Source organism: Flavobacterium hydatis, from assembly GCF_000737695.1.
In the GTDB taxonomy this organism is placed as follows: Bacteria; Bacteroidota; Bacteroidia; order Flavobacteriales; family Flavobacteriaceae; genus Flavobacterium; species Flavobacterium hydatis.
On sequence record NZ_JPRM01000042.1, the window covers coordinates 75,465 to 92,292 of the forward strand.

Here is a 16,828-nt window from a genome sequence, read left to right on the forward strand (position 1 = left end):
ATGGAGAAAAAAACAAAAATCGATGCCGAAAATGGCAAACAGGAAATCGTAATTACACGAGAATTTGATTTGCCTCTGGAATTACTTTTTAAAGCCTATACCGAACCCGAAATTGTAGCGCAATGGATGGGAACGAAAGTACTGAAACTTGAAAACAAAAAACACGGCAGTTGGCAATATCAAACAAGCGATGCAAACGGAAATGTTGTTTTTCAGGCCAATGGTACCATTCATGAGTTTGTTCCGAACCAGAAAATTATACGAACGTTTGAAATGGAAAATACTCCATTTGCTGTGCAGCTTGAATTCTTAGAATTTGAAAAGCTTACAGACAATACCAGTAAACTCAACATACATATCATATACAAATCGGTAGAGCTTCGAGACCAAATGCTGAAACTACCTTTTGCTCAAGGCATGAATATGGCTCACAACAGATTACAAGACATTGCTAACAAACTAAAATAACATATTATGACAAAGACAAATAAAATTATCTATTGGATTGCTACACTATGGCAAGCATTAGGAATGCTATCGACTGGAATTGTACAAATATTAAAATTAAAGGAAGAGGCTGATATGATGGCACACTTAGGTTATCCTCTCTATTTTTTGACCATACTTGGTGTTTGGAAAATACTTGGTGTTATAGCAATTCTTATCCCTAAATTTCCGTTATTAAAAGAATGGGCTTATGCAGGTTTCTTTTTTGCAATGTCGGGTGCTATATTCTCTCATTTTGCAAGCGGTGATGGCGCCAAAGAATATTTTGGACCTACATTATTACTCGTTCTAACTATTATATCCTGGTATTACAGACCTGCTGACAGAAAAACCATTTTAGTTTAATATTTAATCCAGAAATAAAATGAAAAAAGAAATATCTCCAAAACAACAAGAAGAATTATTAGCCAAATTAAAAACTCGTTTTGAAAAAAACAAGAATAGACATGAAGATCTTGATTGGGCTAAAATACAAGCAAAAATAGAAGCTAATCCGCAAAAATTATGGTCGCTTAATGAAATGGAAGAAACTGGCGGTGAACCAGATGTTGTAGGTCATGATAAAAAGACCGACGAATACATTTTTTATGATTGCTCTGCAGAAAGTCCGAAAGGACGTAGAAGTTTTTGTTATGATGATGATGCACTTAACTCAAGAAAAGAGCATAAACCCAAAAATAGTGCTCTAAATATGGCCGAATATATGGGGATATCTATTTTAACAGAAGAAGAATCCCGACAACTACAGAAACTCGGAAATTTTGATACAAAATCATCAAGCTGGATAAAAACACCTACAGAAATAAGAGAACTTGGCGGTGCAATCTTTTCCGATTTTCGTTACAATACTGTATTTGTATATCATAATGGTGCAGAATCATATTATGCTGTAAGAGGATTCCGTGGCTCTCTTAGGGTGTAAACCTCATCTTAAAAAAATGGGACGCGGATGACGCGGATTTACTTCGTAAAGACGCAGATAAAAACGGGTTTTTTAAAATAACAATAAGAAAAAAATCAGTTTTTATCCGCGTTTTCGCCTTAGGCGAATCCGTATCATCCGCGTACTAAATTATGCGCAATCGAAAACCTGTATAGCTCTTAGACCCGACTCAGTGTGACAAGATTGTGATAAAACTAATTGAGTATATACGCTATTTTTAAGGAATTTTAATTAGAGTATAAACTCATCTAAAAATCATTCTGATTTCTTTAATCAACGACAAAAAATATTAGAAGATATCTAATTTAATAAATGAACAACATGAATCCTAAAGTCGATTTTTATTTTGATCAAGCCACTAAATGGCAGGAAGAACAAGAGCAATTACGGACTATAGTTCTCGATTGTCAACTAACTGAAGAATTAAAATGGGATAGTCCTTGTTATACATTTCAGCAAAAAAATATCGTTTTAATTCATGCTTTCAAAGAGTATTGTGCGCTGTTATTTTTTAAAGGAGCATTGTTACAAGATACAAATGGCATTCTGGTTCAACAATCAGAGAGAGTTCAAGCAGCACGCCAAATTCGGTTTAAGAGCATTCAGGAAATCATCGAGCAGAAAACCATCTTGAAAGCACATATTTATGAAGCTATTGAAGTTGAAAAAGCAGGTTTGGAAATAAAATTTAAAAAGACCTCAGATTTCCCAATAGCTGAAGAATTCCAGAAGAAACTAACGGAAATTCCTGCCTTAAAAGTAGCTTTTGAAACACTGACACCTGGGAGACAAAGAGCATACCTACTCCACTTTTCGGCACCAAAACAATCTAAAACTCGAGAATTGAAAGTAGAAAAATGTATTCCAAAAATTCTAGACGGAAAAGGACTCAATGATTAAACAGAGGGATTCCGGGGCTCGCTTAGAGTATAAAAAATAGAACGCGGATGACACGGATTCGCTTTTAGCGAAAACGCAGATAAAAACTGATTTTTCTTATTACAATTTAAAAAAAATCCGTTTTTATCCGCGTCTTTACGAAGTAAATCTGTATCATCCGCGTTCTTAATTATGCGCAATCAAAACTCAGTATCTTTGTCCCTAAAAAAATTGAACCTTAAAAAAAACTTATTCTTTCCCTTTTAACTCTTTTGATTTCTTATAATTTAATGAAGCCTTTTCAAATTCCTTATTTGCTTCATAAGCTTCTGCTAAACTATCAAAAGCATTAGAGGATTTAGGAAATTCTTCGGCATTTAAACTAAATACAATAATGGCATCACTAGTTTTTTTATCCTGATTTAAAAGAATATATCCTATAGCGTTTATGTACTCTTCTAAATTTACGTTTAAATAATTAGGGTTTTTCTTTAAAGTTGTAAAAGTTTTTTTAATATCAGCTATATTGTTTTGTGCAATTTTGAGCAAAGATTCATAAGCCAAAACATTATAATCTATAATATCATTATCTACCAAATAAGCAATCTGATTTACTACAGCATCCACATTAAAATCACCTCCTAAGCCATTTGCCAAAAAGATAATACTTAAGTTGTCTTTGGGGAAATTTCTGTAAGCAGTTATTCGTCCGCCTGAAAAACCATATGATGGATGTCCGTTAAGTATTTGTTCCTCCCATCCAAAAGTAAATTTTGTATTAGATTGTGTATATGAAAATGTTTCCCACATTTTCTTTTTTGAGGCATCATTAATAAGTTTATTACTGCTGAATTTTTTATCCCAAGCAATAAATACGTCCATTGTAATATTGATACCGTTGCAACTATTAAGATAACTTCCGTTATTAGGAAGGTCAAGCTGCATTTTGCCTGTAGCATAATAAAAATACGGTGTCACTCTATTAAGGATAATATCTCTTGAGTCTGTAGAGAAAAAAACACTTTTTCCGGATTCCTTATCATTAAACTGGTTTTCTTTTATAAATGTTTCAATATCTTGTTTAGTAACTTTCTCAATAACTTTTTGAAGAAGCCAAAAATTAGTTTGATTATACTCAAATTTTTCTCCTTTCTTAAAATGTATAGAATCGGCAAAAACTTTTTCTTTGGCTACACTTTCTTTTTGTTTTTCATATGCAACAATATCTGGAAGCCCAGAAGATTGTGTTAGCAAATTTTTAATTTGTACAGAATTCCAAGAACTTGGAAGATCATGAATGTATGCTGAAACTGAATCTTCTAGAGATAATCGTCCTTGCTCAATAAGCTGAAAAACTCCAGTTGCAATAATTGGTTTCGTTAAAGAATAGAGTCTAAAAATAGATTTATCAGATACGGAAACATTGTTTTCAATATTTGCTTTTCCGTAATTATTTCTATGAATTATTTTACCTCCTTTAATCACTGCGACAGAAATACCTGGAATTGAAGATTTTTCTTGTACTTGCGATATGTATTTGTCTAATTGAATATTTACTATTGGTTTCGAGTTTTTTTGAGCCGTACATATTGTAAATGATAAAATTGTTGTAACCGAAACAAATAGTTTAATTAGTTGTAGCATTAGTATTTTTTTAAAATTATTCTTTTTTTAAAATCAGAAATGAACCTATGAAATGCGATTAGAACGCGGATGATACAGATTTACTACGTAAAGACGCGGATAAAAACAGATTTTTAAAATAACAATAAGAAAAAATCCGCTCTTATCTGCGTTTTCGCCTTAGGCGAATCTGTATCATCCGCGTTCTTAATTATGCGCAATAGAAAATCAGTATCGCTCTTCGACTCCGTTCAGAGTAACAAAATTGCGATAAAAGAAATTGAGAATATATACTATCACATAGATTATATACTCAAAATCAAAGCCTTTGCATCTTTGAACCTTAAAAAGCCTTAGAACCTTAGTCTCTTTGCAACTCTGAACCTCAAAACTACTCATATTTCAAATACCTCAAAACATCAATTTTGGTAACTTGATATGCTTTTGCCAAAACAATCGTTAGTGTTAAAAACAATAAAGACACAAAAGCAATAATAAATGGTAGTACCTGAATATTTATTCTAAAAGCAAAAAAATCAAGCCATTGTTGCAATAAGAGATACGCTGGAATAATGCCAATTATAAATCCTATTACACAGAAGACTACATACTGCTTAGATAATTCTTTAAGTAAAACATTAGTCTCTGCTCCTAGCGTTTTTCTGATGGCAATTTCGCGTAATCTGCGTTCCATAGAGAAAGAAGCCAATGCAAATAACCCAAACACGGCAATAAGAATAACAATCACGTTTAAGAGCGAAAATAATCTACTTTGGTTTTGATAATCTTTATAGGTTCTAGCAAAGCTTTTATCTACAAAATTGAATTCAAAAGGATATTCAGCGTCTACTTTTACTTTCCAGAATTTTTCGATAGCGTCAATCGTTTTAGGCATATCTTCTGGTGCAATTTTAACCGAAATATTAAGTAAATCTTTTTGCATCCAATCAAATGTTGTAATGTGCATAAAAATCATTGGAGAAATTTCATTTTGAAGTCCAAAATAATGGAAATCATTAACAACTCCAACTACTTTTAATTTTCTGCTTTCCCAAATAATTTCTTTATTAATCGGGTCTTTTTCCAGTAATGTTTTAGCAGCAGCTTCATTCAGTAAAACGTTACTAATACTATCCGACGCAATTTTATTTGTTAAATCCCTTCCTTTAATTATTCGAACACCCAAAACATCCAGCATTCCAAAATCTATTGCCATTTGCTGTGTAATAACCTCTTTATTATCTTTATAATGCATTCCCGACCACGAATTAACATTGTTTCCTATAGAAAATACTCCTGCCGAAACTGCCTGAACGCCTTTTATCTTTAAGAGTTCTTGCTTTATTGTTTTGTATCTCTCATATTGATTTTTTTCTTTTTTAGGTTTAAAAGAAATATCCATTACCTGTGCTCCTTTAAAACCTAAATCTTTATTGGCCATATAATTTACCTGCTGATATACTATAAATGAACCAATAATGAAAAATGTTGCTATAGCAAATTGCAAAACCAGCATACCATTTCGCAACCAAATTCCGCTTTTGCTACGAGAAAAATTCCCTTTTAAAACCTTCAAAGGTTCAAAATTAGAAACATATATTGCAGGTAAAACTCCGGCAACTAAAATTACTAGTACAAAAATGAATATTAATTGTACATAAAATTGAGCTCCTTCCAGAATCAGTTTTTTTGCCAAAATCGAATTATAAAAAGGCAATGAAAGCTCTACAATTACCAATGCCAATAAGAGAGAAAAAAGCGTAATCAAGGCGGTTTCAAACACAAACTGAGCAATAATCTGTTGTTTTGTTGCACCTACTATTTTCCTCACCCCAACTTCTTTAGCCCGTTTTACAGCGTTTGCCGTAGCAAGATTAATATAATTTACGATAGATAACAGCAAAATAAGTATAGATAACCCCATTAAAATTTTCAGAAAATGAAGATTTGCATTTCCTTCCGGAAAAGGACAATTTCCTAAAAGAAGTCTCGAGCTAGAAAACTGAAGTAATTTGGCTTTTACTGGTACACCATACTGTTTTAAAAAAGTTTCATAAGTTATTCCCTCTTCCCTAGCCTGCTTTTTAAAATTATTTTCAACATAAATATTATTTAAATCTTTGAGTATGGCAGTCGTATCACTCTGATTTTTTAGCTTTAGCATTAATCCGAAATTTAATCCCCAGCTATCCCTCTTTTTATCCAGATCCTCTTGGATTATAGTTGTAACTGCAGCAGGCATTACAGATGATTTTTTGGATAATCGATATACACCTCGAATAACGAAAAAATTACCAGCATATTTAACCTGTTTTCCCATCGGATTTTCATTCTTAAATATACGAGAAGCCAGCTCATCAGAAATAGCCATACTATTACGATCATGAAGTGCACTTTTTCTGTTACCCTGAATAAATTCGTAAGGAAAAAAAGAAAAGAAACTACTTTGTGCTGAAAAAATCTTATCTACTAGTTCTATTTTACCATTATATTGTATGGTTTCTTTCTCATAATTACTTGTAAAATAGCAATAATCTTGTAAAGCCGAAGAAGTCTTTTTTAAGATTGGGGCTGATACGGCCGAATTTACAGCCCAAATATTACCGCCTCCAATATCATTAAGAACAGCATAAATTTTATCCTTCTCAGGATTCCACTGATCATAAGAGTGTTCGTCATTCCAGTACAAAGTGGCAAAAATTAATCCTGCAATACCAATGCTTAAACCTAAAACATTTAAAGCCGTAAAAAACTTATTGTTTTTTATTTGGTAAAAAAATATGTTAATCCAGTTCTTAAGCATCTTATTCGTATTTAAGGTATTTTAAAATATCTATTTTGGTTGCCTGATATGCCCTTGTAAGTACAACTAATAATGTTAATATCAGTAAGGCAGTAAACCCAATTAGAAAAGGAAAAACAGAAATATTAATTCTATAAGCAAAATTATCTAACCATTTATTCAGAAAATAATACACAGGAAATAACGCGATTAAAAAACCTATTATACTGAAAATAACATATTGTTTACAAAGTTCTTTTAGTAAAATATTTGTATCAGCACCAAGTGTTTTTCTAATGGCAATTTCCTTCATGCGACGCTCGATAGAGTACGAAGCAAGAGCAAATAATCCAAAAAGTGCAATTACAATAACAATGACATTAAGCAACGAGAAAAGATTCTTTTGCTTCACATAATTGCTATAAGATCTTTTATATTCTTTATCTACAAAATCGTATGAAAACGGATATTCTATATCTACTTTTTTTGTCCAAAATTTTTCGATATCAGCTATAGTTTGCTGCATAGTTTTAGGATCGGCCGTAATATAAATATTATTTAAAAGTCCTGGAAACCACGGAACGGTTTTAAAATGAAAAAAAGTCATCGGAGGTATCGGATCTCCCGGATTTCCTATATTAAAATCTTTTACAACCCCAACAATAATGACATCATTTCCGTTCCAGTTTAGTTTTTTACCTATCGGATTTTTTTCGTTTAATAATTTTAAGGCACTTTCATTAATTAACATCGAAGTTATGGTATCCTGAGCAAATTTTGGACTCAAATACCGTCCTTTTACAATTTTTATTTTCATCATTTCCAGCAGTCCAAAATCTATTGGTACATTACTACCATCAATATTTTTATCTTTATAATGATATGATATTACAGATTTTGCCCCACTCCCGAATACAAAACCTCCTCCCGCAACTTGTTGTACTCCTTTTATGTGTTGCAATTGGTTTCTGATACTATTGTAACGGGCAAATTGGTCTTTTTCGGTTATTGATTCACCGTAAATATTTCTGTAGGAAATATTAAGAATTTGCTTTCCGCTAAACCCCAGATCTTTTGCATTCATAAGCTCTATCTGCTCATACACAATATAAGATCCAACAATAAAGAAAGAAGCTACAGCAAATTGAAAAATAAGCATTCCGTTTCTAAGCCAAATACCGTTTTTACTTCGACCAAAATTCCCTTTCAAAACTTTTAGTGGTTCAAAATTAGCAACATAAATTGCTGGTAATATTCCTGCCAATACAACAGTTATAAAAAATATAGCAACAAGTTGTAAGTAAAACTGACTACTTTGCAAAACAAGCGATTTCTCTAAAAAGGCATTATAATACGGCAAAGAGATTTCGACAATAACAAGTGATATTAAAATTGAAAACAACGAAATGATTGCAGTTTCAAAAATAAATTGTTTGATTATAGAAAATTTCGAAGCTCCAATAATTTTACGAACTCCAACTTCTTTAGCTCTTTTTATAGCATTTGCCGTTGCAGAATTAATATAATTTACAATAGATAACAGTAGGATTAAAACTGATAATCCAACCATAATAAGTAAAAATTGAAGATTGCCTTTTGCTTCTATCAAACTACCCGTTTTTGAATGTAAGCGAATGGATGATAAGGGCTCTAAAGATGGTTTTACTTCGCCAAATTTCTTAATAAACTCCTCAATTTTAATACCTTGATCTTTTGCATAACGAGCTGTCATGTTCTCAAAATATATTTTTTGAAGATTTTGAGTCACTAGCTTTTGGTCAGCAGGATTTTTTAATTTTAATAACAGAACAAATTGAAAGTTTCCCCATTGCTGAATGGTTTCTTTTACTCTTTCGTCCATAAAATTGACCACACAAGAAGGATTGTAAACTGATTTTTTGTCCAATTTATAAACACCTCTTACAATCAAAACTCTTTTTTGCAAAACTACTTTTTTTCCCAAAGCCGTTTCGTTACCAAAGAGGTTAATTGCCAGATCTTGCGATAAACAAATACTGTTTACATCTGGTAATGCAGCTTTTTGATTACCTTCTATAAACTCATAAGGGAAATAATCAAAGAAGTTTTTTTGTGCTATAACAATCTTGTCTGATTGTACTTTTTTATTATTAAAATACAGTATCTCATTATCATAACTTCCGCTTAAATAGCAATATGATTCTACTTCAGGACTTATAGCCTGTATCGCAGATCCTATTGGCGCAGAACTCGAAGACCAATAGGTCGTTGCATCCATTTGATTAGCGACTAAAAAGACGTTGTCTTTATTAGGATTCCATTGGTCATAACTCTGTTCGTCATTCCAATACAAAATCGCAAAAATTAATCCTGCAATTCCAATACTCAAACCCAAAACATTCAAAGCCGTAAAAAGCTTATTGTTTTTTATTTGATAAAAAAATATGTTTATCCAGTTCTTTAGCATGATTTAGTTTATTGAATTATTAACTAAAACATCCACATTTCTATCATTCTTTTTTTCCGAAATTATAATACCATCTTTCATTATAATAGTTTTCTGAGAAAAAGACGCATCATAATCTGAGTGAGTTACCATTAATATTGTCGCGCCACTAGCATGAAGATCTGTTAATAATTCCATTACCTCGTTTCCGTTTTTACTATCCAAATTTCCTGTAGGTTCATCGGCAAGAATTATCTTAGGATCATTTATCAAAGCTCTTGCAACGGCTACACGCTGTTGTTGTCCTCCCGAAAGTTGTTGTGGATAATGTTTTAAGCGATGCGAAATACCCAATATGCTTGCAATATTCTCTACTTTCTTCTTTCTTTCGGATGAAGCAACATTATTGTAAATTAATGGCAATTCGATATTATCATAAACCGATAATTCATCTATTAAATTAAAATTCTGAAATATAAAACCAATGTTTTCTTTTCTGGCTTTCGATTTAAACTTCTCATTTAATCCAACCATTTCCTGCTCAAGCAGTTCATAACTTCCACCAGAAGCACTGTCTAATAATCCGATGATATTTAATAAAGTCGATTTTCCACTTCCAGATGGTCCCATAATCGAGACAAAATCGCCTTCGTTTACAGTTAATGAAATTTCGCTTAATGCATTTGTTTCTACTTCTTCAGTTCTAAAAATTTTAGAAAGCTTCTTGATCTTGATCATAATAATTTGTTTTTTGATGTTTGTTTTCTTGCTGAAAATTCTATTGCTGAAGTAAAAAACAGATCCTAAATTAAGATAATTGATAAGATAATCTATAAATATCTATTTTTGTTACATTTACCAGCAATAATGATTCTCATACTTGATGATTTACTAGCCATAATGTGAAATTCATGCCAAAAATTAAAGATCTGTAACTGTCTTATTTATAGATTTTTATTTTAAACCAAATTTAAAAGTGTCCACTATTGGACATCTTTCGTCCAAAACCGAACAAGAATGAAAAAGACAAATGCCTCGATATTGATTATAGATGACCAAGAAGACATCCTTTTTGCATCAAAAGTGTACCTAAAAAAGTACTTTGAGAACATTTATACACTTAATAATCCCAAAAATATTGTCGAATTATTGTCAAAAAATAGCATCGATGTCGTTTTACTTGATATGAATTATCGAATAGGTTTTGAAGACGGAAGAGAAGGTTTGTATCTATTAAAAGAAATAAAAACGCTTTCGCCAAAAACCGTTGTGATTTTAATGACTGCTTTTGGTAAAGTCGAAACAGCTGTAGAAGGTTTAAAAAATGGCGCTTTTGATTATATCTTAAAACCATGGGAAAACAAAAAGCTATTAGAATCTGTAAAACAAGCGGTAGACAAATCTCGCAAAGACCAAAAGAAATTTAAAGACCACGAACCCGCAGATGATTTCTTTATTGGGAATTCGGAGATAATAAAAAAAGCATATTCACTGGCAGATAAAGTGGCAAAAACCGATGCTAATGTTTTGATTCTGGGCGAGAACGGAACAGGTAAATTTGTTCTGGCACATCATATTTACACCCAATCCGAAAGGAAGAATAATCCATTTATAGCTGTCGATTTAGGTTCGCTGAATTCTAATATATTCGAAAGTGAATTATTTGGCTATGCCAAAGGTGCATTTACCGATGCTAAAAATGATACTCCCGGACGTTTTGAAATGGCTCAAAACGGAACTATTTTCCTGGACGAAATAGGAAATGTTCCGCTGCATTTACAATCAAAACTATTGCAGGTTATACAAACTAAAACTGTAACCCGATTAGGGGAAACAAAACCAAGACCGCTTAATGTACGTATCATCACGGCAACCAACTTAAATCTTAAGTTAGAAGCTGAGGATAAGAACTTTAGAGAAGATTTATACTATCGTATTAATACGATGGAGATAGTCCTGCCGCCGTTGCGAGAAAGAAACGAAGACAAAATTCCTCTGGCTGAATATCTTTTAGAAAAAATGATTGTTAAATACGGAAGAGACGAAATTACTTTTGACAAAAAAGTATTTGAACAAATAGAAAAACACGCTTGGAAAGGTAATATCCGTGAAATGGAAAACAAAATAGAACGTGCTGTTATTCTTTGCGAAAACAATCGTATTACAGTCTCTGATTTGGATTTAAACGAAATAACAACTTATGAAGATAATCCAGATGATATTCAGCTTTCATCAGTCGAAAAAGCAACAGTCGAAAAAGCATTACTCAGAAACAATAATAACATTAGCAAAACAGCCGAAGAATTAGGTTTATCAAGAGGTTCTTTATACCGACGTTTAGAGAAATATAACATTACCCTGTAACGCATTGACCATCAGAAGTGGTGAAAAATTTTACCGCAAAGGTAGCAAAGACTTACGCAGAGGTTCGCAAAGTTTTTCTCCGATATTGTCATTCTGAGCGGAGTCGAAGAATCAAGAGAACCTCCATAATCTTTGGCGAGCTACTTGCGGAAACCCTTCCTGTGTCAGGGTGACAAGATTGTGGTTTATAATAGAAAATTAATGCAATTTGTAACAAAAACCAGTTTAACCAATAATGACAATACTATAATATGTTTAAATCATTAAAAATATACAATCTCCTTTTCCTGAGGCTAATATTTATTCTTTCGGGTATAGAAATCGCTATTTACTTTTATAAAAAGGATTTGATTTTTACAGCTATATTTAGCTTATTCATTGTTTTTTTCCTTATTCGCGAAATGTATTTTTATGTTCGAAACTTCGTCTTACTCTACAATAAAACTATTGCTTCGATATTACAAAATGACTTCTCTTCTGATTTCTCTAAGCACAAATTCAATCAAAATTATAATGATTTATTTAATCTGTACGATACGTTAAAAAACAAGCAGAAAGAGCAAGTTTCAAGAGATATTATATATCGTTCTATATTAAACAATATCGAAACCGGAATTTTCATTCTGCAAAAAGAAGGTGATGAATGGAACATTTTTTTGATGAATGATTATTTCTCTAAGTATTTTGATGTGCCTAAAATTTCGAAATGGAAATACTTAAAAAACCATTTGCCCACTTTATGCGAAGTTATCGAAGAACAAGATTTTCAGGAAATTAAAACATCATTAGAAATTCGTGTAAATCAGGAAAACATGCAAACCTTTGTCATGCAAACTTCCAGAACAGAAATATGCGAGTTAGATTATTTTATTGTCCTGCTAGACTCAATCCAGAATGTAGTCGAGAAAAAAGAGAAAGAAGCTTGGAGCAATTTAATGAAAGTGATCTCGCATGAGCTTTTAAACTCCATTACTCCTATTCGTTCTATTTGCCAAAACCTACAGGATTTGGTTGAACAAGATACAATGTCGACCGAAGACTTGGAGGACATAAAAAACAGTGTTGGAACGATGTTAAGACGAAGCGACCATTTACAAAAATTTGTCGAAGGATATCGTAAATTGGCTATGCTGCCATCTCCAAAAAAAGAAAAAATAGAGTTACAACATTTAGTAGAAAATGGACTGCAGATAATGAGTCCACTATTCCGAAAAAATCAAATAGAGATTATAAATACAATCGCTTTAAATCGTTGGGTAAATGTAGATTCTCAGCAAATGGAACAAGTACTCATAAATCTCTTAACAAACTCTATTTATGCATTAGAAAATACGGCTGATAAACAAATTATAATTTCGGCTGAAGCCAAAGAAAACCGCACTTTTATAAGGATTACTGATAACGGAAAAGGCATTGAGAAAGAAATAGAAAGCAAAATATTTTTGCCATTTTTTACCACTCGACAAGAAGGCGCCGGAATAGGACTAACATTATCCAAAAGTATAATTGAAGCTCACGGTGGTTACCTCGCTCATAAAAATGAAGATGGAAAAACTACTTTCGAACTTTGTTTGGTTGAAGTTTGACGTAATTAAGACACAGAAAAAATAGGAATCTTAATAATTTACGTGTAACCCTTTGTCAAAGTTTTTTAACTTTGACAAAGGTGCAGAATACTAAAAAGATTACCAATGACTTAAATGGTTCAAAATCAACACACTACAACAATACATACCACACGGTTGAAACCGTGGGCTATGATTATCGGAATGACAAGATTGTGTAAAAACCTGCTTTAATTTATTTAATCCACGTACTATTTACCCCAAACTTGTCTTCCTGACGAAGGAAGACACAAACGATAGCGAACTGGCGAAGCAATCTCCGCTAAAAATTCCATAATATTTATCGATTTAACATCATGATTTATTTGGTCTGATTGATATTACAAATATTTACACACAAACCAATCAACCTTTGATCCTTTGCAACTTAGAACCTTCGCATCTTTAAAATTCGATAATTGTAATTCTTTTTTGTGCATTAATCGATACTACAAAACCCAATAATAATACGAAAAAAAGCTTTTTACTTTTCGTAATTCATTCATTTACAAAATCATAACTTATTTAATAAAAATAATAACCAATATTAAAATAAATAATTATATTTGATATATCAAATACTTTTAAATCTAAATCATTAATAATGAAGCAGAAAACGCCAACTGGAACTGTACTTTATACAATAGAACAGACAATAAAAGAATACAGAAAAATTTGCCAGAAAAACATCCAGAAGATTGTAGATGATATTACTGTAGATCAATGCTTGGTATTAATTATCTTAAATGATAACGCAAGTATCTCTCAGATAGAAATGGCCAAATTAATCTTTAAGGATAATGCTTCGGTTACCAGAATAATAGAATTGATGGTGAAAAAGGATTATCTCACAAGGGAAACAAATGAACTAGATAAAAGAAAATCTAAACTTGTGATAACCGAAAAAGGACAAAAAACAATTGTTCTGTTAACACCCGTTTTTAAGCTAAATCGTAATACTGCTTTACACGGTTTATCTGGTGACGAAATTGAATTACTTGACAAAATTCTACATAAAATAATAACTAATTGTAAAACCAACTAAAAATGAAACACATTGTAACTTTAGCATTACTACTATTCTCAGTTTGCACGTTTTCTCAAAAAAATCCGACTGTAAAAGAAGAAATTAATCTTACGGAATTAAACAAAAAACAAATCATCGATTCGTTAACCAAACAACTCGAAGAATTCTATATAAGAGCAAACGCTATTGGTGAGATAAAGAAAAAGCTGAATGAAAATTATAAGCAAGGAATGTATAAAAACATCTCAGACCCGAATGAATTTGCCTCTAAACTCTCTACTAATCTTATAGATATTAGTAAAGATTTGCATTTTAGAGTAATGTATGATCCTGAATGGGCAGAGAATAAGCTAAAAGACACTGATAAAGAAACATTCAAAAAAATTAAAGCGGAAGAACTAACAGAAGCTAAAAAGAAGAATTTTGGGTTTCAACAAGCACGAATTCTAGAAGGAAATGTGGGCTATTTAGAATTTAATTATTTTGAAGATCCTGCAATAGGAAGCGAAACTGCAGCTGCGATGATGCATATTTTAGGCAATACAGATGCACTAATTATAGATTTGCGTAAAAATAATGGCGGAGCAATGGAGATGGGACAATTTATTAGTAGTTATCTCTACGCTAATAAAGAATTACCTCTTTATAAATACTATTATTACGAGAAAGGCAGAAAGAAATTGGAACGAGAAATGTGGTTATTGCCATCTGTTCCTGGTAAACGTATGGATGATATTGATGTTTATATTTTAACAAGTGGAGCTACTTTTTCTGCAGCGGAATGGATGAGTTATTCTCTCCAAAATTTAAAACGTGTTACAATTATAGGCGAAAAAACAGCTGGTGGTGCCCACCCTATTGATCGAAAAGTTTTGGCTCATGGTTTTTCTGTAAATATCCCTTTTGGAGAAGTGAAAGATCCTGTTACAAACACGGATTTTGAGGGTAAAGGTGTTATGCCTGATGTTTTATGCAAAAGTGAAGAGGCTCTGAATACATCGCATTTATTGGCCATACAAAAACTATCAGCCAAAAATAAAGATTCATTAAACAATCTAGATTGGTTTATTCCTATTATTAAGAACAGACAAAAACCAGTACATGTTGATAGTGCTATTTTAAAATCATACCAAGGTAAATACGGGAAAGCCGAACTAGCATTTGAAGATAATAGTTTATATTACAAATGGAATAATATAGTTACTTTGTTACTTACTCCTCTGGAACAAGATTTATTTTTAATTGATGGTATAGATGAATTTCGTATCAAAATTATTACCGAAAATAAATCCGTAACAGGAATAAAAAGAATTTATCAAGATGGACAAGAAAAAGTTTATAAAAAAGATTAAATTATAAATTAATCGAAATAAAAGCCTCCAAGATCAGTGATTTTGGAGGCTTTTACATTACATCGCGTTAGTACTAAATAACATATTAACCTTAATAAAATTAGTTCTATATTAGCATTTATTAACAGCATTGAGTTAGATACCAAATGCTCTATTAGGTTTTAAAAATCAATATATATATAATGAAAAAAATACTATTTCTAATAATTTTAGCCCAATTTAGTTGCCAATCGCAAACCGACTGTCCGCAAGGGATAAACTTATTACCTATGTATGGGGAAGTAAAAAAATGTGAGCAACAAATACAATCAGATAAAGAGTTTCTTTTGCAGACCGAAAAGCAATTTAAGAGCAGAGAAAAAGCAGCCGAATTATATGTTTCGAAAGCATGGGAATATTTCTATAAAGATGATAATGATACCGCTATGAAACGGTTTAATCAGGCTTGGTTATTAGACAATACAAACCCGCAAATATATTGGGGATTTGGGAACATATTGGGCAAAAAAAAGGAATTTGAAGAATCTATCAAATATCTAAAAAGATCAATAGAAATAGACTCTAATAATGCTTCTGTTTACGAATGTATTGCAACAAGTTACAATCAAATGTTTCTTAAAACAAAAGATATAAAATATCTTAACCTAGGCATTGAAAGCTTAAAAAAAGCGGTGAAAATTGACCCAAAAAATGGTAGAGCTTATGCACAATTAGCAAGTTCTTATGCATACATAACACAAAAAGATAGTTTAAGAAAATACATTAAGATAACAGACAAAATAGACCCGAATCTTATTAATCCTGAAGTTCGAAAAATAGCAAAATAACTCCTCAATACTCAAATAGAAAACCAAAAATGAAAATAATTGAACACTCTTTTGGAGATTTTTATATTACAACTGATAAATCTAAATTAGACATTGTTGCCATTCATGATTTTTTATCAAAACATTCTGGTTGGAGCGACAATATTCCATTTGATAATGTAAAAAACTCTATTGAAAATTCGCTAAATTTTGGACTATTTTACAAGGACAAACAAATAGGTTTTGCAAGAGTAATTTCAGATTTCTCTACTATTGCTTATTTAGGTGATATTTATGTTTTAGACAATTATCGCGGACAAGGACTTTCTAAAAAATTAATGGAAGTTGTAATGGGACATCCTAATTTACAAGGATTAAGACGCTGGATTTTGTTAACCTCAACTGCTGATTGGCTTTATGAAAAATATGGTTTTACTAAATTACCAAAACCTGAAATATACATGGAACTTTTTAATCCGAATGTGTATAAAAAAGAGTGAGAAATAAATACTTAGT

14 protein-coding genes are annotated in these 16,828 nt (G+C 31.7%); 10 read left to right on the forward strand and 4 right to left on the reverse strand.

Annotated features, from left to right (window positions below):
- The 4 genes from IW20_RS20940 to IW20_RS20955 all read left to right on the forward strand — a co-directional run bounded on the left by IW20_RS20940 (position 1) and on the right by IW20_RS20955 (position 2,350).
- Positions 1 to 468: an SRPBCC family protein gene (locus IW20_RS20940; protein WP_035627104.1), complete on the forward strand. Its 468-nt coding sequence runs from the start codon at positions 1 to 3 to the stop codon at positions 466 to 468.
- Between the two features lie 6 nt (positions 469 to 474).
- On the forward strand, positions 475 to 852 hold the full coding sequence (locus IW20_RS20945; protein WP_035627107.1) for a DoxX family protein: 378 nt from the start codon (positions 475 to 477) through the stop codon (positions 850 to 852).
- 19 nt (positions 853 to 871) lie between these two features.
- Positions 872 to 1,429, forward strand: coding sequence for a DUF4256 domain-containing protein (locus IW20_RS20950; RefSeq protein WP_035627110.1), 558 nt, complete (start codon positions 872 to 874; stop codon positions 1,427 to 1,429).
- A gap of 342 nt (positions 1,430 to 1,771) precedes the next feature.
- Complete coding sequence (locus IW20_RS20955) at positions 1,772 to 2,350, forward strand: YdeI/OmpD-associated family protein (RefSeq protein WP_205625922.1); 579 nt, start codon at positions 1,772 to 1,774, stop codon at positions 2,348 to 2,350.
- 228 nt (positions 2,351 to 2,578) lie between these two features.
- Here IW20_RS20955 and IW20_RS20960 read toward each other — a convergent pair whose 3' ends face one another.
- The 4 genes from IW20_RS20960 to IW20_RS20975 all read right to left on the reverse strand — a co-directional run bounded on the left by IW20_RS20960 (position 2,579) and on the right by IW20_RS20975 (position 9,897).
- On the reverse strand, positions 2,579 to 3,973 hold the full coding sequence (locus IW20_RS20960) for a serine hydrolase domain-containing protein (protein ID WP_051886079.1): 1,395 nt from the start codon (positions 3,971 to 3,973) through the stop codon (positions 2,579 to 2,581).
- A 370-nt stretch (positions 3,974 to 4,343) separates the two neighbouring features.
- Positions 4,344 to 6,755, reverse strand: a complete 2,412-nt coding sequence (locus IW20_RS20965; protein WP_035627119.1) for an ABC transporter permease — start codon at positions 6,753 to 6,755, stop codon at positions 4,344 to 4,346.
- Between the two features lies 1 nt (position 6,756).
- Positions 6,757 to 9,180, reverse strand: coding sequence for an ABC transporter permease (locus IW20_RS20970; protein WP_035627121.1), 2,424 nt, complete (start codon positions 9,178 to 9,180; stop codon positions 6,757 to 6,759).
- A 3-nt stretch (positions 9,181 to 9,183) separates the two neighbouring features.
- Positions 9,184 to 9,897, reverse strand: a complete 714-nt coding sequence (locus tag IW20_RS20975; RefSeq protein WP_035627124.1) for an ABC transporter ATP-binding protein — start codon at positions 9,895 to 9,897, stop codon at positions 9,184 to 9,186.
- A gap of 279 nt (positions 9,898 to 10,176) precedes the next feature.
- Between IW20_RS20975 and IW20_RS20980 the strand changes: the two genes are divergently transcribed.
- The 6 genes from IW20_RS20980 to IW20_RS21005 all read left to right on the forward strand — a co-directional run bounded on the left by IW20_RS20980 (position 10,177) and on the right by IW20_RS21005 (position 16,812).
- Positions 10,177 to 11,523, forward strand: a complete 1,347-nt coding sequence (locus tag IW20_RS20980) for a sigma-54-dependent transcriptional regulator (RefSeq protein WP_035627127.1) — start codon at positions 10,177 to 10,179, stop codon at positions 11,521 to 11,523.
- 251 nt (positions 11,524 to 11,774) lie between these two features.
- Complete coding sequence (locus IW20_RS20985) at positions 11,775 to 13,109, forward strand: sensor histidine kinase (RefSeq protein ID WP_035627129.1); 1,335 nt, start codon at positions 11,775 to 11,777, stop codon at positions 13,107 to 13,109.
- Between the two features lie 622 nt (positions 13,110 to 13,731).
- On the forward strand, positions 13,732 to 14,172 hold the full coding sequence (locus IW20_RS20990; protein ID WP_051886081.1) for a MarR family winged helix-turn-helix transcriptional regulator: 441 nt from the start codon (positions 13,732 to 13,734) through the stop codon (positions 14,170 to 14,172).
- 2 nt (positions 14,173 to 14,174) lie between these two features.
- Entirely contained in the window at positions 14,175 to 15,506 is a 1,332-nt protein-coding gene (locus tag IW20_RS25605) for a S41 family peptidase (protein WP_051886082.1), read from the forward strand.
- A 182-nt stretch (positions 15,507 to 15,688) separates the two neighbouring features.
- On the forward strand, positions 15,689 to 16,333 hold the full coding sequence (locus IW20_RS21000; RefSeq protein WP_035627137.1) for a tetratricopeptide repeat protein: 645 nt from the start codon (positions 15,689 to 15,691) through the stop codon (positions 16,331 to 16,333).
- A 29-nt stretch (positions 16,334 to 16,362) separates the two neighbouring features.
- Positions 16,363 to 16,812, forward strand: coding sequence for a GNAT family N-acetyltransferase (locus IW20_RS21005; protein ID WP_035627140.1), 450 nt, complete (start codon positions 16,363 to 16,365; stop codon positions 16,810 to 16,812).
- Positions 16,813 to 16,828 lie beyond the last annotated feature (16 nt).